The organism is Agrobacterium sp. ST15.13.013 (assembly GCF_027956525.1).
In the GTDB taxonomy this organism is placed as follows: Bacteria; Pseudomonadota; Alphaproteobacteria; order Rhizobiales; family Rhizobiaceae; genus Agrobacterium; species Agrobacterium salinitolerans.
Genome location: NZ_JAQKGP010000002.1, coordinates 309,839 through 330,650, shown reverse-complemented (window position 1 = coordinate 330,650; position 20,812 = coordinate 309,839). Strand labels below are relative to the sequence as shown.

Annotated in this window: 19 protein-coding genes and 1 other RNA gene; 7 read left to right on the top strand and 13 right to left on the bottom strand. The window is 59.8% G+C overall.

Annotation, left to right across the window (positions count from 1 at the left end):
* Positions 1-102 precede the first annotated feature (102 nt).
* From PL597_RS03390 to PL597_RS03375, 4 genes are all read right to left on the bottom strand, one after another.
* Positions 103-636 (bottom strand): SRPBCC family protein, encoded by a 534-nt coding sequence (locus PL597_RS03390; protein ID WP_077981720.1) that lies wholly within the window; start codon positions 634-636, stop codon positions 103-105.
* A complete protein-coding gene (locus PL597_RS03385; protein ID WP_077981776.1) occupies positions 629-997 on the bottom strand; it encodes an ArsR/SmtB family transcription factor in 369 nt (122 codons plus the stop codon). Before PL597_RS03385 ends, PL597_RS03390 begins: the two co-directional genes overlap by 8 nt.
* 243 nt (positions 998-1,240) lie before the next feature.
* A complete protein-coding gene (gene ilvN / locus PL597_RS03380) occupies positions 1,241-1,813 on the bottom strand; it encodes an acetolactate synthase small subunit (protein WP_003507555.1) in 573 nt (190 codons plus the stop codon).
* 19 nt (positions 1,814-1,832) lie between these two features.
* Positions 1,833-3,626: an acetolactate synthase 3 large subunit gene (locus PL597_RS03375; RefSeq protein ID WP_077981719.1), complete on the bottom strand. Its 1,794-nt coding sequence runs from the start codon at positions 3,624-3,626 to the stop codon at positions 1,833-1,835.
* Positions 3,627-4,008: 382 nt separating this feature from the next.
* Between PL597_RS03375 and PL597_RS03370 the strand changes: the two genes are divergently transcribed.
* Positions 4,009-6,018, top strand: a complete 2,010-nt coding sequence (locus PL597_RS03370; protein ID WP_271364594.1) for an ATP-binding protein — start codon at positions 4,009-4,011, stop codon at positions 6,016-6,018.
* A gap of 7 nt (positions 6,019-6,025) precedes the next feature.
* Here PL597_RS03370 and miaA read toward each other — a convergent pair whose 3' ends face one another.
* Positions 6,026-6,922, bottom strand: coding sequence for a tRNA (adenosine(37)-N6)-dimethylallyltransferase MiaA (gene miaA, locus PL597_RS03365; RefSeq protein WP_271364593.1), 897 nt, complete (start codon positions 6,920-6,922; stop codon positions 6,026-6,028).
* Here miaA and serB point away from each other — a divergent pair.
* Both serB and PL597_RS03355 read left to right on the top strand, forming a co-directional pair.
* Positions 6,921-7,811 carry a phosphoserine phosphatase SerB gene (gene serB / locus PL597_RS03360; protein WP_271364592.1) on the top strand — a complete coding sequence of 297 codons (891 nt, stop codon included), beginning with the start codon at positions 6,921-6,923 and terminating at the stop codon, positions 7,809-7,811. The two genes, miaA and serB, sit on opposite strands and share 2 nt — an antisense overlap.
* Positions 7,808-8,371: a GNAT family N-acetyltransferase gene (locus tag PL597_RS03355; RefSeq protein ID WP_271364591.1), complete on the top strand. Its 564-nt coding sequence runs from the start codon at positions 7,808-7,810 to the stop codon at positions 8,369-8,371. The genes serB and PL597_RS03355 overlap by 4 nt, the downstream gene beginning before the upstream one ends.
* Positions 8,372-8,396: 25 nt before the next feature.
* Here PL597_RS03355 and PL597_RS03350 read toward each other — a convergent pair whose 3' ends face one another.
* The 7 genes from PL597_RS03350 to PL597_RS03320 all read right to left on the bottom strand — a co-directional run bounded on the left by PL597_RS03350 (position 8,397) and on the right by PL597_RS03320 (position 14,888).
* The gene (locus PL597_RS03350) at positions 8,397-9,146 is read right to left on the bottom strand and encodes an SDR family oxidoreductase (protein WP_271364590.1); all 750 of its coding nucleotides are present in this window, start codon (positions 9,144-9,146) and stop codon (positions 8,397-8,399) included.
* Between the two features lie 91 nt (positions 9,147-9,237).
* The gene (locus tag PL597_RS03345) at positions 9,238-10,782 is read right to left on the bottom strand and encodes a Do family serine endopeptidase (RefSeq protein WP_271364589.1); all 1,545 of its coding nucleotides are present in this window, start codon (positions 10,780-10,782) and stop codon (positions 9,238-9,240) included.
* Positions 10,783-10,974: 192 nt separating this feature from the next.
* Positions 10,975-11,898, bottom strand: coding sequence for a protease modulator HflC (gene hflC, locus PL597_RS03340; protein WP_077981712.1), 924 nt, complete (start codon positions 11,896-11,898; stop codon positions 10,975-10,977).
* A 1-nt stretch (position 11,899) separates the two neighbouring features.
* Positions 11,900-13,018 (bottom strand): FtsH protease activity modulator HflK, encoded by a 1,119-nt coding sequence (hflK, locus tag PL597_RS03335; RefSeq protein ID WP_077981711.1) that lies wholly within the window; start codon positions 13,016-13,018, stop codon positions 11,900-11,902.
* Positions 13,019-13,161: 143 nt separating this feature from the next.
* Complete coding sequence (locus PL597_RS03330) at positions 13,162-13,689, bottom strand: dihydrofolate reductase (protein WP_137410668.1); 528 nt, start codon at positions 13,687-13,689, stop codon at positions 13,162-13,164.
* Positions 13,686-14,480, bottom strand: coding sequence for a thymidylate synthase (locus PL597_RS03325; protein WP_077981709.1), 795 nt, complete (start codon positions 14,478-14,480; stop codon positions 13,686-13,688). Before PL597_RS03325 ends, PL597_RS03330 begins: the two co-directional genes overlap by 4 nt.
* A gap of 99 nt (positions 14,481-14,579) precedes the next feature.
* The gene (locus PL597_RS03320) at positions 14,580-14,888 is read right to left on the bottom strand and encodes a DUF2853 family protein (protein ID WP_003522365.1); all 309 of its coding nucleotides are present in this window, start codon (positions 14,886-14,888) and stop codon (positions 14,580-14,582) included.
* 142 nt (positions 14,889-15,030) lie between these two features.
* On the opposite strand from PL597_RS03320, the gene ssrA reads away from it, so the two are divergent.
* The 4 genes from ssrA to PL597_RS03300 all read left to right on the top strand — a co-directional run bounded on the left by ssrA (position 15,031) and on the right by PL597_RS03300 (position 16,718).
* Positions 15,031-15,405, top strand: a transfer-messenger RNA (tmRNA) gene (ssrA, locus tag PL597_RS03315).
* A 229-nt stretch (positions 15,406-15,634) separates the two neighbouring features.
* Complete coding sequence (locus PL597_RS03310) at positions 15,635-16,147, top strand: SspB family protein (protein WP_077981708.1); 513 nt, start codon at positions 15,635-15,637, stop codon at positions 16,145-16,147.
* A gap of 44 nt (positions 16,148-16,191) precedes the next feature.
* Positions 16,192-16,395 (top strand): DUF4169 family protein, encoded by a 204-nt coding sequence (locus PL597_RS03305; RefSeq protein WP_077981707.1) that lies wholly within the window; start codon positions 16,192-16,194, stop codon positions 16,393-16,395.
* Between the two features lie 113 nt (positions 16,396-16,508).
* Positions 16,509-16,718, top strand: a complete 210-nt coding sequence (locus tag PL597_RS03300) for a ribbon-helix-helix domain-containing protein (protein ID WP_003522362.1) — start codon at positions 16,509-16,511, stop codon at positions 16,716-16,718.
* A gap of 359 nt (positions 16,719-17,077) precedes the next feature.
* Here the strand turns inward: PL597_RS03300 and PL597_RS03295 are convergent, their stop codons facing one another.
* Positions 17,078-20,800 carry an AsmA family protein gene (locus PL597_RS03295; RefSeq protein ID WP_271364588.1) on the bottom strand — a complete coding sequence of 1,241 codons (3,723 nt, stop codon included), beginning with the start codon at positions 20,798-20,800 and terminating at the stop codon, positions 17,078-17,080.
* Positions 20,801-20,812 lie beyond the last annotated feature (12 nt).

Here is a 20,812-nt window from a genome sequence, read left to right as displayed (position 1 = left end):
TGAAGCGGTTGAATCGGAATGTGAGAACCGGGAACCGCCAGCTTTCGAAACCGCAATAACGGCGCGGCAAGCCGCGCCGTCGGTCAAATAGTACCCGGGGCTTTATGACGGTATGCGGGGTTCGTATTCCTCTTTCAACGCCAGCCACGTATCCCAGAAAGGTGCCGGTTCCTTTTCCTGAAGACGGGCGGCGAGAATATCGAGATGCACATGCCAGCCGGCGCTGACATCGAGCTTGGTCTTCCTGCCAACCAGCCGGCGATGAGTAAGCGTCAGAAGCACGTCCTTGCCCAGAGCCTGAAGCTCGATTGACACCTCTCCGCCCTCGCCCCAACTGAAGACAAGGCGATGCGGTGGAACGACGGTAATGATGCGGGACGCCATCTTTTCCTCTTCGGAAAAGCCTTCCGGGCGATGGCCCGGCGGGTCGGAAAGCTCATCGTTACGCCAGACGAGTTCGAACGGCGCATCTGGCGCAAGCCGCATTTCACCGGAAGCCAGCCAGCGGCGGCGAAGCTCGCTTTGGGTCAGATAGGCCCAGACCCGCTCGATCGGCCCCGGTAGCAGCCGTTCGATCTTTAAGGTGGTCGGCTCGACGAGACGGCCATAGGTTTCAGGCATTGCAATATCAGCCATTGTCATTTCCTCCATCTGCAGGGATTTTTCCCTGATCTTCCTCCCTGAGCATCTGCTCAAGAATATCGAGGCGGCTGCCCCAGAACTGCCGGTAGAAATCCAGCCATTCATACGCTTCTTCCAGCCGTTCCGGCGCAAGGCGGCAGACATGGATACGCCCCCTCACCTCGCGGCGGATGAGACCCGCATTTTCCAGCGCCTTGATGTGCTTTGAAGCCGCAGCGAGCGATATCTCGAACGGCTGAGCCAACTGGCTCACCGTTCGCTCGCCACGCGAAAGATCACGCAGCATCGTGCGTCGCGTTGCGTCGCCAAGGGCGTGAAAGACAGTGTCGAGATGTGAAGCGGATAATTCAACCATGTTGTTGAATATAGCGTCCCAGCCGATAAAGTCAACCATATGGTTGAATATTGATCCGCGAAGCGAATTCCATAAAAAACCCGCGGCGAACCGCGGGTCAGACTGCTGACAAAGGTTAAATATCTCTCATCCGTCATCCTCGCCCTTGAGGCGAGGATCCACAGCCGTTGAAGGCATGGATCCTCGGGTCAAGCCCGAGGATGACGTCGGTTTAGCGAGAAGCCCGTCGTAAACTTGCGTCGCTCACATCCCCTGCGAACCGCGGTTCATCGCGGCAATACCCGTGCGGCAAATCTCGATCAGGCCGAGCGGCTTGATGATGGCCACGAACTGATCGATCTTCGAAGACTTGCCGGTGATCTCGAAGATGAAATGCTCCACCGTCGCATCCACCACCTTGGCCTGAAACGCATCGGCAAGGCGCAGCGCTTCGGCGCGGACTTCGCCCGTTCCGGCGACCTTGATGAGCGCCACTTCGCGCTCGATCGGCCGCTCCTGCCCGAGTTCGCGGGCGCGAACGGTGAGATCCAGAACCCGGTGCACCGGAACGATGCGTTCCAGCTGCGCCTTGATCTGCTCCAGCACGATGGGCGTGCCGCGCGTGACGATGGTGATGCGCGACAGATGCGCCTCATGTTCCGTTTCCGAAACCGTCAGGCTTTCGATATTGTAGCCGCGGCCTGAAAACAGGCCGATGACCCGGGCGAGGACGCCCGGCTCGTTGCTGACGAGAACCGACAGCGTGTGATTTTCGACGGCGGCCGTTTCCTTCTGGATGAAATAGGCCGAGCCGGTGGGTTGTAGGTGTGCGTTCATGTCCTTTTCCTCTCCCGGCTCAGACTAGCTGACGGCCCTTGGCATCAATGGCGTTGGCAACGGCTTCATCCGTCGCCTCATCCGGCAACAGCATCTCGTTATGGGCTTTACCAGACGGGATCATCGGGAAGCAATTGGCAAGATTGGCGACGCGGCAATCGAAGATGACAGGCTTGTTGACCGCAATCATCTCGGCAATCTTGTCGTCCAGTTCCTTCGGATCGTCGCAATACATGCCAACCGCGCCATAGGCTTCCGCCAGCTTGACGAAGTCAGGCATGGCTTCGGTATAGGAGTTGGACAGGCGGTTGCCGTGCAGCAGCTGCTGCCATTGCCGCACCATGCCCATATACTGGTTGTTGAGAATGAAGATCTTCACCGGCAGACCATACTGGATGGCGCAGGACATTTCCTGAATGCACATCTGGATCGAGGCGTCACCGGCAATGTCGATGACCAATGCTTCGGGATGCGCGACCTGCACGCCGATGGCCGCCGGCAGGCCATAACCCATGGTGCCGAGACCGCCCGAGGTCATCCAGTGATTGGGTTCCTCGAAGCCGAAGAACTGCGCCGCCCACATCTGGTGCTGGCCAACTTCGGTCGTGATGTAGGTGTCGCGACCCTTCGACGCTTCGTAAAGCCGCTGCAAGGCATATTGCGGCATGATGACATCGTTGGAATTCTTATAGGCGAAGGAGTTGCGGGCACGCCAGCGCTCGATCTGTGACCACCACTCTGCGGTCTGCGTCTTCTCCGGCTTCTTCGGCAGAGCACGCCACAGGCGCACCATATCTTCCAGGACATGGCCGACATCGCCGATAACAGGCACATCGACACGAACGGTCTTGTTGATCGAAGACGGATCGATATCGATATGGATCTTCTTGGAATTCGGCGAAAACGCATTGATGCGTCCGGTAATACGGTCGTCGAAACGCGCGCCGATGCAGACCATGACATCGCAATCATGCATCGTCATATTGGCTTCGTAGGAACCGTGCATGCCCAGCATGCCGAGCCAGTTCTTGCCGGACGCCGGATAGGCGCCGAGGCCCATCAGCGTCGACGTGATCGGGAAACCGGTCAGCTCGACCAGTTCGCGCAGCAGGCGGGTTGCCTCCGGACCGGAATTGATGACGCCACCGCCGGTATAGAAAACCGGCTTCTTTGCCTTGGACATCAACTCGATGGCGGCATGGATGGCGTTGAGGTCGCCCTGAACCTTCGGCTTGTAGCTCTTCTGCTGAACGGCGGCGGAAGGCGGCGTATAGGTGCCGGTGGCGAACTGGATGTCCTTCGGAATATCGACAACGACAGGCCCCGGGCGGCCAGTCTGCGCAATGCGGAAAGCCTCATGGATGATGCCGGCCAGCTCGTTGACGTCCTTGACCAGCCAGTTGTGCTTGGTGCAGGGGCGCGTGATGCCGACGGTGTCGCATTCCTGGAACGCGTCCGAGCCTATGAGCGTGGTGGGAACCTGGCCGGACAGGCAGACGAGCGGGATGGAATCCATCAGCGCATCCTGCAGCGGGGTGACCGCATTCGTCGCGCCAGGGCCGGAGGTGACCAGCATGACGCCGACCTTGCCGGTGGAGCGGGCATACCCTTCGGCCGCGTGGCCGGCACCCTGCTCATGACGCACGAGAATGTGCTGAATGTCTTCCTGCTGGAAAATCTCGTCATAAATCGGAAGAACGGCACCGCCGGGATAACCGAAGATGTGCTCGACGCCGTTATCCTTCAGCGCCTGCAGAACGATCTCCGCACCGGTCATGCGATTGCTGTTTTCCGTATTGTCCTTATCCGTCATTGCCTGTTTCCATCCCGCTTTGGCTTTGGATATCGAGGAGCCCGAGGGCCTGTTTGAAGACATAAAAAAAGGCCCCTAGAGGAGCCTCGTTCAGCGCATGGGTGCTTTCGCCGGATGGTTACACCATCCTGCCCATGCGCCGTCCCACCACGATAAGTACGTTAAGATTTTTCATGGGCCGGAGTGTTAGCCACAAACGCCCCAGCCGTCAACGCATATTGCAGGAAAAAATCACCGCCGCCTTCTTTTATTGCCCGAAAGCGGACTTTGGCGAAATTTTCGAACGCGGCCAATACACCTGTTGTTAAGCATAATCTTTTAATCTCGAGAGCGCAGATGCTGCCCGAACCAACGCGATCATCCGCATGTACCGGGAAAAAATGTGAATAACGACACGTCTCATAACGCGTCCCGCACGGACGAAAACGAACGGCGATCCGGCGAGCAGCCGGCAAACCGCATGCTCGGCCGCGTCATCGCCTGCAACGGTGCGCACGCCACAATTGCGGCCGAAACCGAACCGGGCACCACCGATGCGTCGCAGCTCTGGTCTGTCGGCCGCCTGATATCCATCGAAATGGGAACGAGCCGTGTCGCGGCCCTCGTCTTTGCCATGCGCACCGGTGAAGAATACTGGGCGGCGGACAGGCCGAACAGGCTGCTGATCGACGTTGAGCTGGTGGGCGAGGTCTATCGCACCGAGGACGGCAGCGAGCGCTTTTCCACCGGCATCTCCCGTTACCCTTATCTCGGCGCGGTGGCGCATCGCATCCGCACCAGCGATCTTGCCAAGATTTACGACAGCGGCAAGCGTGATGGCTGCGTCATCGGCAGGCTGACTCAGGACGATACGATCAACGCCACCATTAGCATTCCGCAGATGCTCGCCAAACATTTCGCCGTCGTCGGATCGACGGGCGTGGGCAAGACCACCGCCGTTTCGCTGCTTCTGAACAAGGCAATCGAGACCGACCCGAAACTACGCGTCCTCATTCTCGATCCGCATAATGAATTCGCGGCCGCTTTTCCCGATCATGCCGTCGTCATCGATACCGACACGCTGGACCTTCCCTTCTGGCTGATGCGCCTTGAAGAATTTGCGGAAGTGATTTTCCGCGGACGTAAACCTATGCCGGAAGAAATGGATGTCCTTCGCGACCTCGTTCCGGAAGCGAAAAAAGCGTTTCGCGGCACCGAGGGTTCCGCCGTGCGCCGCACATCTGACAAGAGCGCGATCACACCGGATACGCCGGTGCCCTACCGCATCGCCGATCTTCTCGCCCTCATCGACGAGCGTATCGGTCGACTGGAAGGGCGCAGCGAAAAACCCGCGCTGCGCTCTCTGAAAGGCCGTATCCTCTCGGCCATCAACGACACACGCTATAATTTCATGTTCTCCAGCAATACGATCAGCGACACCATTCTGGAGACGGTGGCGCATATTTTCCGTATTCCCGGGGAAGGCAAGCCGATTTCAGTATTCCAGCTTTCCGGCATCCCCTCCGAAGTGGTGAATTCGGTGGTCTCCGTCCTCTGCCGCATGTCCTTCGAACTGGCGGTGCTGGCGCGCGGCTCGCTGCATATGCTTGTCGTCTGCGAGGAAGCGCACCGTTATGTGCCCGCCGACCCCGAGCGCGGCTTTTTCCCTACCCGGCAATCCATCGCCCAGATCGCCAAGGAAGGCCGCAAATACGGCATTTCGCTCGGCGTCATCAGCCAGCGGCCAAGCGAGCTGGACCAGACCATCCTGTCGCAATGCTCGACCGTGTTCGCCATGCGGCTGTCGAACGAGATCGACCAGAAGATCATTCTCTCCGCCGTGCCGAACGCCTCGACCTCGACCACGAGCTTTCTCTCTTCCATCGGCAATGGCGAAGCCATCGCCTTCGGCGAGGCCGTGAATGTGCCGATGCGCATGCGTTTCGACCGCGTGGCCACCGCGAAATTGCCGAAAGCGAGCGGCACCATCAACCATACGAACCATGAAACCCCTGACACGGTCGATCTGAACAACATCGTCACCCGCATGCGCGCCACGCCGAAACCCGTCATCACCGGTTTCCAGCAAAGCGTCGAAGCGGCTTTCTCCGATCTCCCCGAACCGGCCCCGCCAAGCCGGGCAACGGACGAGATCGACAGCTGGAAGCGTGAACTGGGAACGCCCGCAGCTGAGGGGTATGAGCCCTATCGCCCGGACATGCTGCCTGGGCGGGCGCTGTCTGCGCCACCCTCCAACGCTTCGACGGACCCCACTTCCGGCGCAGTCAACGAGTTGCGCAAGACCGGTTTCCAGATGCAGGCCCAGAATGGCCCGTCGCCCGGCGAGACGCGCCCTTCGCTGCGCGAAAGCCTGTTGAAGAAGCCGCTCGGCAGCCTCTACCGCAAGGACTAGGCCCGTTTCAGGGCTGAATTCGCGTCCAGTCGTCGCCCATCTGGTTACGGAACCAGGTCATCTGCCGTTTGGCATATTGCCGGGTCGCGGCCGCCGATTTTTCGATCACCTCCGCCTGGCTCATGCGTCCCGCCAGCATATCGGCTATCTGAGAAACGCCGATCGCCTTCATCGCCGTTGCATCCGGTGCAAGATCAAGCGCGAGAAGCGCCTGCACCTCCTCCACCGCACCGCTGTCCATCATCGCCTCGAAACGGCGGTTGATGCGCTCATGCAGCACCGGCCTCTCCGGCAGAACGACGAATTTCTGCGCCCGGTCGGGATCGACGATCATCGGGCCGCTGGCGCGCTGGAAATCGCGGATCGATTTTCCCGTCGCCTCGAGCACCTCCAGTGCCCGGACGATACGCTGGCCGTCTCCCGGCTGCAGCAAATCCGCCATGGCCGGATCGTGCCGTGCGAGTTCGGCATGGAGCGCAGCCGCCCCCTCCCCGATCAGCCGGGCACGCAAGCCATCGCGGATGTCATCGGGAATGGCGGGCATGTCGGAAAGCCCACCCGTCAGCGCCTTGAAATAAAGCCCCGTACCGCCGACGATGACGGGCAAACGCCCCTGTTCGCGTAAATCTGCAAGCAGGCAGGAAATCTCCCGCAGCCATTCGCCGGTTGAGTAGAGGCAGCTGGCTGGCACGTGGCCGTAGAGAAGATGCGGTATGCCCTCCATCTCCTCTTCGGACGGTCGAGCCGTCAGCACCCGCAACGTGTCGTAAACCTGCATGCTGTCGGCATTGATGACAACGCCGTCCCGCTCCCGCGCCAAACGAAGCGCAAGCGCGGACTTGCCGCTTGCCGTCGGGCCGGTTATCAGGATCGCATCAAAATTCTCATCAAGGTTTTTCATCATGGCTCTCGTTGCCACGCTTATCGCCAATCCGTCAAATCCCGTTCTGACACCGGCCCTCGGCGAAGCGGCCGCGAAGGCCGTCAACGCATCGGGCCTCTACTGGCTAGCCGATGGCATTGCCTGCGATATCGCCCTGCCCTCCGGCACCGCCGCCGAACAGGCACGCAGCGCTCTTGCCGCCGCGCTTGCCGGAAAACCGATCGATATCGCCATCCAGGAACAGGATCAGCGGCGCAAGAAGCTTTTGATCGCCGACATGGATTCGACCATGATCGGCCAGGAATGCATCGACGAACTGGCGGCCGAAGTTGGTCTGAAGGACAAGGTCTCCGCCATCACCGCCCGCGCCATGAACGGCGAAATCGCTTTTGAGCCGGCTCTGCGTGAGCGTGTGGCACTGCTGAAGGGCCTGCCGGTCTCCGTCATCGATGATGTCATCGAAAAGCGCATTACCCTCACACCGGGTGGCAGGGAGCTGATCGCCACCATGAAAGCGAAAGGTTATTATACCGCCCTCGTTTCCGGCGGCTTCACCGTCTTCACCGGTCGCGTCGCCGCCATGCTCGGTTTTGACGAGAACCGCGCCAATCTGCTGGGCGAAGCCAATGGCGAGCTTGATGGCACTGTTGCCGAACCCATTCTCGGCAAACAGGCCAAGGTGGATGCGCTGAACGACATTGCCGCAAAGCTTGGAATCTCACCGGAAGAAGCGATGGCGGTCGGTGATGGCGCCAACGATCTCGGCATGCTGCATGTGGCGGGTTCAGGCGTTGCCCTCCACGCCAAGCCGGCCGTCGCCGCCGAAGCGCAGATGCGTATCGACCATGGCGACTTGACCGCGCTCCTCTACATCCAGGGCTATCGCAAGACGGATTTTGTCATTCCATGATCATTCGTGAGACACAAAGGCTCATTCTGCGCGAGTGGAAGGAGAGCGACCGCGACCTGTTCCGCGAAATCAATGCGGATGAAAAGGTCATGGAATTTTTCCCCTTCCGCCGCAGCCATGCGGAAGCCGACGCGGTGCTGGAAACCATCAACGGCATGATCCGCGGCAGCGGCTATGGTTTTTATGCGATGGAACTGCGCGAAACCGGAGAGGTCATGGGCTTCTGTGGCATATCGCCCGTCATGAACCTCGATCCGCCCTTCCCGCTCGGCACCATGGAAATCGGCTGGCGGCTCGCCACCCGCTTCTGGGGGCACGGTTATGTCACCGAAGCCGCGCAATCGCTGCTCGTCATGGCCTTCGACGAAAAGGAAACGCCGGAAATCGTCTCCTTCGCCGTGCACGACAACCATCGTTCGACGGCGGTGATGGAGCGCATTGGCCTGAAGCGCGACCCATCGCGCGATTTCGACCATCCGCGCGTGCCGGAAGATACCCACCCACATCTGCGACCGCACATCACCTATGCGCTGACGCTGGAGGAATGGCGGGCGCGATAGGACGCCTGCCCGCCAGTTCCGAAGGTCACTTCACCGCCGCATTGCCGCCATCGGCAAACAGCGCCGCTCCGGCGACGAAGCTTGCCATCGGGCTTGCGAGGAAAAGAGCGGCCTGCGCGATTTCCTCCGGCTCGGCAATGCGCTTCATCGCATGCAGCCCGGCGGCCCAGTCCTTTTGCGCCTGATCACCGGCCATGGGCGTGTCGACACCGCCGGGCAACAGCGCATTGGCGCGAATGCCGCTCACGGCATAATCGGCGGTAATGCCTTTCACCAGACCCATCAGACCCGCCTTCGCAGCGCCATATGCGGACATGCCGGGGATGCCGACGCTGGTGCCGACGAAGCTTGAGGTGAAGACGATGGATCCGCCGCCTCGCTGCAACATCGCGGGAATCTGATAGCGCGCGCCCAGAAAGGCAGACGTCAGGTTGACGTTGAGGACATAGGCCCATTCGTCAGGCGAAATCTCCGCCATCGGCTTCGCCGCACCAACGCCGCCCGCATTGTTGACGGCGATATCGACCCCGCCGAACACGCTTGTAGCCGCATCTGTCAGCCGCGCATGGGTTTCCGCAACACCGGCGTCACCGACAACGGCGTGTACACGGCCACCGGCTCCACTGATCTCGCCAGCAACCTCATCCAGCGCCTTCTCGCCACGCGCATTGATGACAACGGCAGCGCCGTGAGCGGCAAACAGCGTCGCTGTCGCGCGACCGATGCCGGATGACGCGCCGATGATGATGGCAACTTTATTGTCGAGTAGTTTCATATCCTTGGCCTCCGTTGAATGGAGGCCAAGGGATAGGGAGATGACGAGGTTGCAGCCACCCGATTCCTGCCGGAGCGGGTGAAAAAGCGGCTTATTCCAGCGGCAGCGCCACGACACGCAGGTTGCCCTGCGCATCCGCCACCATCATATGCGCATTTTTGCGGCCTTCGGATTTCAGCCCATTGACACGGACCAGCACATCGCCCGGAACTTCCATGAAATCCTGACCGACTTCAACGATCACATCGCCGGCCTTCATGCCCTTCTGTTCGGCCGGGGAACCGGGATCGACGCTGGCCACCAGCACGCCTTCCACGCTTTCGGCAATGCCCTTTTCGGTACGCAACTCGTTGCTCAGCACCACGAGGTTCATGCCGAGCACGCTCTGCGGCGCTTCACGCACTTCCGGCGTCTGGTCCTGTGCCTGATCGTCGCCACCGTCATTGTCTTCGGGCACAACCATGCCACCGTCGCCGTCTTCGCTCTGCTGCTCGTCGGTCGAGGCCTTTTCGTCGGTCGTATCCTGCAATTGACCAAGCTTGACCTTCACGGTCTCTTCCTTGCCGTCGCGATAGACAACAACATCGACTTCCTTGCCAACCGGGCTTTCTGCCACGATGCGCAGGAGATCACGCATCTCATTGATGTCCTTGCCGTCGAATTTCAGGACAACATCGCCAGCCTGGATTGGGCCGTTCTCCACCGGTCCGCCCTTGGCTACGCCTGAAATAAGCGCACCCTTGGCGCTATCCATGCCAAGGCTCGCGGCCACATCATCAGTGACCGGCTGAACGCGAACGCCGAGCCAGCCGCGGCGGGTCTCGCCGAATTCGATGAGCTGCTGCACGATATTCTGCGCAAGCTCCGTCGGCACCGCAAAGCCGATACCGATCGAACCGCCGCTCGGCGATATAATCGCCGTGTTGATGCCGATCACCTCACCCTTCATGTTGAAAAGCGGACCGCCGGAATTGCCCTTGTTGATGGCCGCATCCGTCTGGATGAAATTGTCATAGGGGCCGGCATTGATGTTGCGGCCGCGTGCGGAAATGACGCCCACGGTCAATGAGCCGCCAAGACCGAAGGGGTTGCCGACGGCCATCACCCAGTCGCCGATGCGCATGCTGCGCGAATCACCGAACTTGACGGCTTTCAAAGGCGCTTTCGGCTCCACTTTCAAGACGGAAAGGTCGGTCTTGGTGTCGGTGCCAACAAGCGTCGCCTTGAGTTTCGAACCATTCGGGAAAATCACCTCAATGGCATCGGCGCCTTCGATGACGTGGTTGTTGGTGACGACATAACCGGCCGGGTCGATCACGAAACCGGACCCGAGCGAACTGACCTTTTCGCCGCCCTCGGGCTTCTGGCTGTCGAAATAGTCCTTGAAGAATTCCTGGAAGGGCGAGCCCTCCGGCAGACGCGGCGGAACCGGGCCTTTGCCCGTGGTCTTGACGTTCTGCGATGTGGAAATATTCACAACCGCATCGAGCAGCGGCTCGGCGAGATCGGCCACCGATTCCGGCCCGTGGCTCTGCGCTCTTGCCGCAACCGGCGCCCAAAGGCTGCCCGCCACAAGTGCGATGCCCGCAACGGCGGCGATGCTGCTGCGAAAAGGCGAAAGAAGGGTCACGGCCATAAGCGTCCTCGCGTTTCAAATCGTCATGCCCTGCTTATATCGTCAAAGCATAAGGCGGAATGATGAAGTGTAAAAATACCTTTTCGTGAACAGGCGGGAACGCCTTGCCCTTAGCCACAGCATTGGCACGAAAACGGACCAAAAAGAAAGGGCCGGTAAAAACCGGCCCCTCCAAAATCAGTTGATCCGTTATCAGTTCGCCGGCGCTGGCGCAGGCGCGGCGGGAGCGGCAGGTGCCGCACCGTCGATATTGTTGAAATAACGGAAGAAGGTCGAATCCGGGGACAGGACCAGCGTCGTGCCGGTGCCGTTCAACGCATTGGCGTAGGCAGACATGGAGCGATAGAACTCGAAGAAGCTAGGATCGCGCTGGAAAGCCTCGCCGAACACCTTGTTGCGTTCGGCATCGCCTTCACCGCGCAGCACTTCGGACTGACGGCGGGCGTCCGACTCGAATTCGACGACCTGACGGTCGGCGATGGCACGGCGGCGCTGTGCTTCTTCGTTACCGCGGGCACGGATCAGTTCGGCTTCAGCCAAACGTTCCGATTTCATGCGCTCGAAGGTCTGCTGCGAGACTTCCTGCGTGAGGTCCGTGCGACGGATGCGGACATCGACGATGCTGATGCCGAGCGATTCCGCATCGGGACGCAGATCGTCACGCACTTCCTGCATCATCGACGCACGCGCATCCGAAAGCGCCGATTCGAAGCCGCGCAGACCGTAGACCCGGCGCAGCGACGCATCGAGACGGGTGCGCAGGCGCGATTCCGCCGACATCTGGTCACCCGAGACCGTCTGCCGGAAGCGGCGTGCATCCGTGATGCGATAGACCACGAAGGCATCGACCTCGTAGAATTTGCCGCCGGAAACCTGAACACGGATATTGTCGTGATCGAAGCGCAGCGCCCGGTTCTCGACATATTGCACCCGGTCGGCATCCATGAAGGCGAAGGGCAGCTTGAAATACAGGCCAGGTGACGTTTTCACGTCCTGGATTTGACCGAAGCGGACGACGATGGCCTGCTGGCGCTCGTTGACCACGAAGATCGACGAATAACCGAGGAAAAGCAGGACGGCGAGACCGACAAGAACGGCCGTAAGACGGTTACCCATATCAGTTGCCTCCCTGCTGTGCTGCGCCCGGATTGTTGCGCATGATCTCGTTCAGAGGCAGATAAGGCACCACGCCCTGTTTCTCGTCGATGATGATCTTGTTGGAGCCCTTCAGAACCTGCTCCATCGTTTCCAGGAACATACGCTGACGGGTCACGTCAGGCGCCGTGCGATACTGGTCGTAGATGGAAATGAAGCGCTGCGCCTCACCCTGTGCCTCGTTGACGACGCGCGATTTGTAAGCGTTCGCCTCTTCGAGGATCTGCGCGGCCTGACCGCGGGCGGCACCGAGCTTCTGGTTGGCGTATTGGTTGGCTTCCTGAACGAAACGGTCTTCGTCCTGTTCGGCACGCTGCACTTCGTCGAAGGCATCGGCCACTTCGCGCGGCGGCGCCGCATCTTCAATCGCAACGGCATTGATGGAGATGCCGGCACCATAACCGTCCATGGTGGACTGGATGATGCTGCGCACGTCAGAAGCGATTGCCTGGCGGTTGTCGCGGAAAATGTCCTGTGCCGGACGACGACCGACGACTTCGCGCATGGCGCTCTCGGAAACCTGCTGCAGCGTTTCGGCCGGGCTGTCGACGTTGAAGAGATAGGATTTCGGATCTGAAACCGTATAGAGCACCGAGAACTGCACGTTGACGATGTTCTGGTCGCCCGTCAGCATCACGCCGCTCGACGAAGACGACGAGGCGCGCGAGCCGATATTCTGCTGCTGTTCCGTGACCTTGACGATTTCCACCGTCTCGATCGGCCACAGATGGAAATGCAGGCCGGGCATCGAAATTTCGTCCTTGGGACGTCCGAAACGCAGTTCCACACCGCGCTCATCCGGCTGGACGGTATAGATGGACTGGATGCCGAGAAAAACCAGCACGACGAGAACCACAATGGCGATTGCACCGCCGTTGAAGCCGCCGGGCAACACATTCTTGAAACGGTCTTGGCTGCGCCGGATGATCTCTTCGAGATCGGGCGGGCCGCCATTGCCGCCGCCGCCGCCGCGAGGCCGGTTAGGCCCCTGCCCCCAAGGGCCGCCGCCGCCGCCCTGGTTGTTTCCTCCACCGCCGCCGCCCCAAGGGCCGCCGCCGCCATTCTGATTGCTCCAGGGCATCAATACCTCTTTATAAAAGCCTCTCCCGGTTCCGTTCGAAAGCGATTGCTCGCGTGCGGCGGGAATATGGACCCGTTATAGGAAGGAGAAGCGTCCGTTTCAACGCAGAGGTGGTAACTAAATACCCGATCCGGGTAAATAGTTCACTTTGCCGCGGCTCTTCGCACATAAGTGGTAAACAGAACCGGATAATTGTCCTTTTCCCCCGCAGGAGCGGGGATTTCCTCGGTTTTCTCAAAAACGGCGGGATCGATTTCCGGAAAAAAAGTGTCGCCATCGAGTTTTACCGCCACATGGGTGACGGAAAGTTGATCGGCAAAGGGCATGGCCTGACGGTAAATCTCACCGCCGCCGGCGACAAAAACCTCGTCCACGCCCAGTTCCGAAGCCTTCGTCTTTGCAAGCCTGACGGCCTCATCCAGCGACGAGACGACATCGACACCTTGTGGTCGGTAATCGGCATTGCGGCTGACGATGATATGCGGGCGGCCCGGCAATGGACGCTCGCCGACGGATAAAAACGTCTTGCGCCCCATGATGAGCGGCTTGCCCATCGTCGTCGCCTTGAAGCGCTTGAGGTCGGTGGAGAGTTTCCACGGCATGTCGAGGTCGCGGCCAATGACGCCGTTTTCGGATACCGCGACGATGATGGTGACGCGCGGCTCGCTCATACCGCGATCGGCGCCTTGATGCTTGAATCGGCCTCGTAGTTTTCCAGCGTAAAGTCTTCGAACTTAAAGGCGAAAAGGTCCTTCACATCCGGATTGAGGCGCATCGTCGGCAGCGCCTTGGGCGTACGCGTCATCTGCAGCCTCGCCTGTTCGAAATGATTGGCATAGATATGCGCATCGCCGAGCGTATGGACGAAATCGCCCGGCTTCAGGCCGGTGACCTGCGCCACCATCAGCGTCAGCAGCGCATAGGACGCAATGTTGAACGGCACGCCGAGGAAAATGTCGGCCGAACGCTGATAAAGCTGGCAGGACAGCTTTCCATCGGAAACATAGAACTGGAACAGGCAATGGCAGGGCGGCAGCGCCATGTCGTCCACCAACGCCGGGTTCCAGGCCGAAACGATGTGACGGCGGGAGTTCGGATTGGTTTTCAGAGCCTCGATCAGAAGCGCGATCTGGTCGATATGGCGCCCGTCAGGCGCCGGCCAGGAGCGCCACTGCGCGCCATAGACCGGACCGAGATCGCCGTTTTCGTCAGCCCATTCATCCCAGATGGAAACGCCGTTTTCCTTGAGATAGGCGATATTGGTGTCGCCCTTCAGGAACCACAGCAGTTCATGGATGATGGAGCGCAGATGCAGTTTCTTGGTGGTGAGAACCGGAAAACCTTGCGCAAGATCAAAACGCATCTGGTAACCGAACACCGAGCGCGTGCCCGTGCCGGTGCGGTCTCCACGGTCGGAGCCCGTTTCCATGACGTGCCGGAGAAGATCGAGATATTGTTTCATGCGTTCTGCCGCCGATTCCCTGATATCGAGGGAATATAATAGCACAGGGCGGCAGAACCAATCATCGGGGAAACGCTTATCCCCGCCTTTCACGAAAAATCAGAGGGATTGCAGTTTCCCGAGTTCCTTGGCGACCAGATAATAAAAGGTCACGCGCGACTTGGAGCGGTCCGCAGCCATGGCCTTGGCGACAGCATCGATTGCCTGATCGGCCGTACCGTCGGTCACGCCGAGCTTCTTGCCGCACCAGCTCGCCTTCACCCGTGCAAGCTCTTCCGGATCGGAAGCGGACACCAGCGAGGAATCCCGATTGCGCAGGGCAATGCCGAGATGCTTGACGATCTTGCCGACCACGGCTTCGTCGGCTGCTGCGTCGTATTTCTTCACATCTGCGAGATAGTCAGTCATGTCCACTCCTTCGTGTGTCCCCGGCGCCACGTTGCTTCTGCTGACCGGTTGCATGGAGAATGGGACAGCAATCTCTCGTCGTCAAGAATTGTCTAAAGTGCGGGCGGCAATCACGAAACCTTTTCATGGAATTGTCATCACCCCCCTTTTCTCAGGCGGTCGAAACGCCTATATGAGCCTTGCCGGGGCAACCCGGCTATGGCGATAAACGGTCGGTGTAATAAACCTATTGGACCCGGGGGCGGTACCCGGCGCCTCCACCAAAAACCGGCGGACTTTCATGAAATGAAGGCCGGCTTTTGATGGGGGCGAAATAGGATCGACAAGGGCGTAAAGATCGAACTTTTGCTCGGCATGATACCGCCGTTATCGGGTCACAAGTGTAGTTGCAAACGACAACAACGCTAAGGAATATGCTCTCGCTGCCTAATGGCGGTGCGGGAATTCCGCTCTAAAGTCCTTACGGTTAGCCCCGTAAGGCGGGGTTCGGAGGTACCTGGCAACAGAAACCTCCACCTTCTCCATTTTGCCTGAATTGGTTATATGATAGCTGACTTGCGAACGGCGTCGGCTTTTCCGTTGCTGCCGTTCGGGACATTGCGTATACTTGGGCAACGCGTAAGCGTCAGGATCGGAAATGGTCCCGACTCAATGATTACGCGAAGATTCAAAGTGTTACAGCGTCCTTGGCGCGCAGGCCGCGCCGCACATGAAAAGACGTTCGAATAAGGGAAAGACAGGACCGCATGGGGCAGGATCATATCCGTTACGACATTCTCGCACAGGATGCCCTTCGCGGCGTTATTCGTAAGGTTTTGGGTGAAGTGGCCGCAACCGGCCGTCTGCCCGGCGACCACCACTTCTTCATCACCTTTCTGACCGGTGCGCCGGGCGTGCGGATTTCCCAGCACCTCAAGGCGAAATATGCCGAGCAGATGACTATCGTTATCCAGCATCAGTTCTGGGACCTGAAAGTCACCGAAACCGGCTTCGAAATCGGCCTGTCCTTCTCGGATACGCCGGAAAAACTGGTCGTTCCCTATAACGCCATTCGCGGTTTCTACGATCCTTCCGTCAATTTCGAGCTAGAATTTGACGTGCCTCTGGCCGAAGAGGCGGAAATCGAAGACGCGGAGATCACCGCTTATCCCGTTTCCCATGAAGCAAAGCCCGCTGCCGCTTCCGAGACGCCCAAATCCGGCGAGGAAAAGAAGGAAGGCTCGGTCGTTTCGCTGGATGCCTTCCGCAAAAAGCAATAACGGCTTTTACGCCGAGCTTACGAAACCCGAGGAGACATATCCCCATGGCGGCCGATATCGTCAATCTGCGACAGTTTCGGAAACAGAAAGCCCGTAGCGAAAAAGAAAAGCAGGCGGAACAGAACCGCCTGTCCTTCGGCCGCACCAAGACCGAAAAAAATCTCACCTCGGCCCTGAACGAAAAGGCCGAAAGGGCGCTCGATCAGGGGCGGCTCGAAAAAAACGATGACGGGACCGGCAAAGACTGACAGGTCGGCCGACCGTCGCGGATTTCGGGACTATCGGACAAGAATCGAAAAACAGGGACTTGCCGGGGAGACATGATTGAGACCTCCAACCGGTTTCACCGGAGACCGATCTGATGATCCGCAAGCACTCCGCGACGTTGCACGGTCACCGCACCAGCATTTCACTCGAGGACGCCTTCTGGGACGAGCTGAAAACCATTGCGGAAAGACGCAAGATCAGTTTCGCGGCGCTGCTCGCCGAAATAGACGACAACCGCTCCGCCGACAGCAATTTGTCCTCGTCACTGCGGGTTTATGTGCTGAACTGGCTGAAAACCCGCTGAGGTTTTCCGGCGTGAGTAAAGACACGCAATCGATCACGACCTGTGGATGCCTCTATCCGGATTTGTCCCCCGGGACTACAAAAATTACTGCCAAAAACTCGTAACGCCGTGAAAGCATTCATTAAACATTGGCGGCCTAGTGTGCGCTGCAAGGCATTTCCCGTATTGCGTAGCCTTGCATTCAAATACCGTTTTTCCAGACCTTTCTCATCCACCACGAAGCCTTCCCGGGTTCCCGCCGTAAGGGAGCGAGTTTGCCGTGAAATTCTCGACTCATGCTCGAGGATGATGCAACGTTCCGGGATCGGTTGCCCCACTTTCTCAATGTGAAGGCAGATAGCCTTCCCCTGCCCACAAGCTTACGGCGTGGCGGGAGCGTTTTCAGGCGCCAGTTGCCGGATCGCGTTTTCCGTCGGAGGTACCACCAGAACCGGCGCGGATTGCCGCTCGGGCGTCGGCTGTGGCTCCTGTTCCTGTTGCTGCTGCTGCTGCTGTTGCAACCGCTCCTGCTGTTCCTTTTCCTGACGCAGACGTTCTTCGGCCGCAGCCTTCAAACGTGCCTCTTCTTCGGCCTTGGCCCTGGCCTCCGCCTCGGCCCGTTCTTTCTCGGCCTGCCGCTCGGCCGCCTGAGAGCGATAAAGCGCCACTTCGCGGCGCAGGCGCTGCTTTTCGAGAACGCTGGCCTGCATGGCCTCAACCCGGCGGCGCTCCTTTTCGAAAGCCCGGAGAGAAAGATAATTGCTGAGCGCCGCAACATCGGTCGTCAAAGCAGGGGCTGCAAGCGGACCGTTATAATTCAAGCGCACCGAAGGCTCGGCCCCCGCAACCGTTTCTGTGCCAGGATTGAACAGGAGATCGAGGTCGCCGATCACCGTCGAAGCCGCAAGATCGACGGTCGCATCGGCCGTCAGCGTTACCGGATCGATCCCCGCACGCAAATTCTTGAAATGAAGCGCGCCGCCATTCAGCGAGAACGGCAAGGCCACATCGCCAAGCCCGATTTCACCCTGCCACAGGTTTTGGTCCACCAGCGGCCGCACCTTGGGCGCGTCGATCGGCTGCTGCAAACCATCGGCCGCCTGCAGGATCGGCGGCAAGGCTCCGGGATTAAGCCCCTTCACCACGAGCCCGCTGGCCCTGATTTCACCCGAGCCACCCGCCGATCTCAGCATTTCACCAACGCTTTTGCCGGTCGATTCGGCTGTGAGATCAATAGTAACCCGGCCTGTCGCAACAGGACCGTTGGCATTGGCCCACAGGATCGGCTCCGGATTGGCGTCGGTCACCGCGATCTTCGTGCGGAAAATGCCCGCACCCTCGCCCGTCGACATGGCAAGCCGTCCCGTAAGTTTGCCGCCCATGAAGGTGCCGGCAACATCGTCGAGCGAGAGGCTGCCCGCATCATGCGTGACCTTGGCCGAAACACCCGTGATCGTGCCGAAGGGGCCGGCCTCGAAGCTTTCCGCTTTCAAGGCAAGCGAAGCCTTGAGCTGCGGGAAAGCGGCCATGGCCAGCGGTTTGGCGTTGAGCGCCCCGGTTTCCGGATCGATCACCGGCCCATAGATCGCGTCACCCAGCCAGGCGAGATCGGCCGTTCTGACCGCAAGATCGCCGGTGACGGGATAGGGCGCGGCGCGCTGGAAAGAGAGGTTGCCCGAGAACGGATTTCCGCCTGCCTGCCCGCCTATAGAGGAAAGCACGATCTTTTGCCCATCCACCGCCACTTTGGCATTTGCCTTCAACGCCAAGCCGCCACCAAGCTGCGGCAGACCGACGGCGTTCATGATGAGATAGGGCTCGATGTCAGCGCTTTCGAGCGCCACGTCGGCGCTGCCCTCACCGAAATTGGCGGACGAAACGGCAAATGAACCGTTCATCGAAAAATGCGTGCGCTCCGTCGAGAAGCGCAGTTCCGTCTGGGCGGGCGAGCCGAGCGTACCGTTGAGCTTGATGGATAGAAGGCCCTCGCCATCCGCATCGAAGGGCAGCGGATCGAGCCCCGCCTGCCCGAACAGAATAGCCGTCGACTGGTTCTTCAGAACCGCTTCCAGCGACATGGCGGTATCATCGGTGATCGACAGGAAATCCGGCATCTTGGCCACAGCCGACAGCCGGCTGCCATTGACGGTGCCGGAAACGGCGACATTGGCGCCGCCTTTTTCGCTATTGACCGAAACATCCATTGAGAGATCGGAATTGGCGTACCAAGGCGCGCTCGCCGCCAGACGGCTGAGGAATGGATGGTTCGGCAATTTCTGCTGCAGCATGGTGAAGAACGGCTGCATATCCGCCGCATGCAGGTTCACCGTGCCCTTGCCCGCATATTTCAGCAGCGAGCCCTGCAGCTCGCCCTTTGCCCTGACCTCCGCACCGGCGATGTCTCCGGCCGTCATGTTTTCCAGCGAGAGAACGCCCCCCGCCATGGTGAAGGCGGTCTCGACATGATTGGCGGTCACACCAGCCATGTTGAACCGGTCAGCCTTGAATTTCGCCGTAATGCGGTGGTCGAGAACGGAACTGCCGACCTGATCGCCAAGCGCCAGACTGCCGAGCGCCTTCAGCGCATCGAGATCGATTTCGTTGCCGGCAAGATCAATGGAAAGATTGGAGGTCTTGCCGTCGGAGCGCCGCTCCAGCGCGCCCCTCAGCGACGCATCGCCGACTGCAAGCTCCAGATTGTCGAAACGCTGGTTGAGCGTGGTCAGCGAGACATCGGCGGAAAAACCGGCGGCATTGAGCTGGCGGATCGCCGGATCGACGGAACCGGAAAGCCAGTTCGCCAGACCCGAAGGCTGGTTGGAGGCAAGCAGCAGATTGCCGTTGAAAGCGGGGCCGCCGAGAAGCGTCAACGATCCCTTGGCCTCGAGCTGCGTCCGGCCCGGCAGGGTTGCCACGGCATTCACAACCTGCCAGCCGCTGCCGTCCGGGCGCACATCCAGCCTGATGTCGCGAATGGTTGTGTCATCGGAAACCAGCGCCGGAAGGCTGATGCTGGCCTTGCCCGGCACCGGCGGCACCGGAATGCGGGCCACCATGGCCGCAAAGGCCTCGATGCGCTGTCGCACCGAGACGGTGGGCTGGCGTGAGGTCTTGCCCGTCTGCAAGACCGGCGGCGCGAAACGGGCGACATCGATCTGCTGGCCATCGGCCGTCAGCAGGAATTCCGGCTTGGCGCCGGTATCGAGCATCGCCTCACCGGTAACGACATAGGGATTCTCGCTGCCGCCGAGTTCCATACGGTAGTTCGGTATGCGCACGCTTTCATTGGTCAGTTCGAAATTGCCGCGGGTGCGCGGCGAGGAAAACAGCGATTGTCCGGCCTGCTGCTTCTGCCTTTCGTCCTCGCGGAAACTGAAGGAGAAAGAGCCGCTATAGGCTGGTTTTCCCGCAGTTGCGGCAATCGCGCCGTCGAGATCGACCTCGACCGGATGTTCGTCTGGTGACAGCCTTACCCTGAGCCCCATTCGGCCGGCGGCATAATCCGGCTCGCTGCTGGAGAGCGAGAAAGAACCCGGATGCCCGTCGACGGCGGCGCGTCCCTCCGCCTTCCACGGCCCGGCCAGCGAATTGGCGGACATATCGGCGTTGAGGCCGGTCACGACACGGTTGCGGCCGGATTGCTCGTCGATGAATTCTATCTGCCCGCCTTCGATCTGTACGCTTTCCAGAACCACGGTGCGGGCGGGAATTTCCGCCCGGCTGCCACGCATCCAGTCCAGCGTGCCGTCTTTCAGCAGCCTTATCTTGGCCTTGGGTTCCTCGATCCGCATATCGAAGATACGCGCCTCGCCGGAAAGGAAAGGCGCAAGCTCCGCATCCATGGAAAAACGGGCCACCTGAATGAGCGGCGATCCATCCGCATCCGTTCCGGCGCGCACATCATGCAATGTTACCGAAGGGAAAGGCAGGATACGGGCTTCGACGCGCCCATGGACCACCACCTTCTTGCCGAGAATACGGCTTGCCTGGTCCTCGAAATCGCGGCGGAAATCCGTCCAGTCGACGAAATAGGGAATAAGCAGCGCCGAAAAAAGCACCACGGCCAGCAGTCCGCCCAGAAAAACCAGAATACGTCCGAGCACTGACCTGCATCT

What these genes read in the sequence shown, in the direction of transcription:
- PL597_RS03390 (WP_077981720.1), bottom strand. Translation starts at nt 636, where the DNA reads ATGGCTGATATTGCAATGCCTGAAACCTATGGCCGTCTCGTCGAGCCG.
- PL597_RS03355 (WP_271364591.1), top strand. Translation starts at nt 7,808, where the DNA reads ATGATCATTCGTGAGACACAAAGGCTCATTCTGCGCGAGTGGAAGGAG.
- PL597_RS03305 (WP_077981707.1), top strand. Translation starts at nt 16,192, where the DNA reads ATGGCGGCCGATATCGTCAATCTGCGACAGTTTCGGAAACAGAAAGCC.
- PL597_RS03320 (WP_003522365.1), bottom strand. Translation starts at nt 14,888, where the DNA reads ATGACTGACTATCTCGCAGATGTGAAGAAATACGACGCAGCAGCCGAC.
- ilvN (WP_003507555.1), bottom strand. Translation starts at nt 1,813, where the DNA reads ATGAACGCACACCTACAACCCACCGGCTCGGCCTATTTCATCCAGAAG.
- serB (WP_271364592.1), top strand. Translation starts at nt 6,921, where the DNA reads ATGGCTCTCGTTGCCACGCTTATCGCCAATCCGTCAAATCCCGTTCTG.
- PL597_RS03325 (WP_077981709.1), bottom strand. Translation starts at nt 14,480, where the DNA reads ATGAAACAATATCTCGATCTTCTCCGGCACGTCATGGAAACGGGCTCC.
- PL597_RS03385 (WP_077981776.1), bottom strand. Translation starts at nt 997, where the DNA reads ATGGTTGAATTATCCGCTTCACATCTCGACACTGTCTTTCACGCCCTT.
- miaA (WP_271364593.1), bottom strand. Translation starts at nt 6,922, where the DNA reads ATGATGAAAAACCTTGATGAGAATTTTGATGCGATCCTGATAACCGGC.
- hflC (WP_077981712.1), bottom strand. Translation starts at nt 11,898, where the DNA reads ATGGGTAACCGTCTTACGGCCGTTCTTGTCGGTCTCGCCGTCCTGCTT.
- PL597_RS03310 (WP_077981708.1), top strand. Translation starts at nt 15,635, where the DNA reads ATGGGGCAGGATCATATCCGTTACGACATTCTCGCACAGGATGCCCTT.
- PL597_RS03375 (WP_077981719.1), bottom strand. Translation starts at nt 3,626, where the DNA reads ATGACGGATAAGGACAATACGGAAAACAGCAATCGCATGACCGGTGCG.
- PL597_RS03300 (WP_003522362.1), top strand. Translation starts at nt 16,509, where the DNA reads ATGATCCGCAAGCACTCCGCGACGTTGCACGGTCACCGCACCAGCATT.
- PL597_RS03350 (WP_271364590.1), bottom strand. Translation starts at nt 9,146, where the DNA reads ATGAAACTACTCGACAATAAAGTTGCCATCATCATCGGCGCGTCATCC.
- PL597_RS03345 (WP_271364589.1), bottom strand. Translation starts at nt 10,782, where the DNA reads ATGGCCGTGACCCTTCTTTCGCCTTTTCGCAGCAGCATCGCCGCCGTT.
- PL597_RS03330 (WP_137410668.1), bottom strand. Translation starts at nt 13,689, where the DNA reads ATGAGCGAGCCGCGCGTCACCATCATCGTCGCGGTATCCGAAAACGGC.
- hflK (WP_077981711.1), bottom strand. Translation starts at nt 13,018, where the DNA reads ATGCCCTGGAGCAATCAGAATGGCGGCGGCGGCCCTTGGGGCGGCGGC.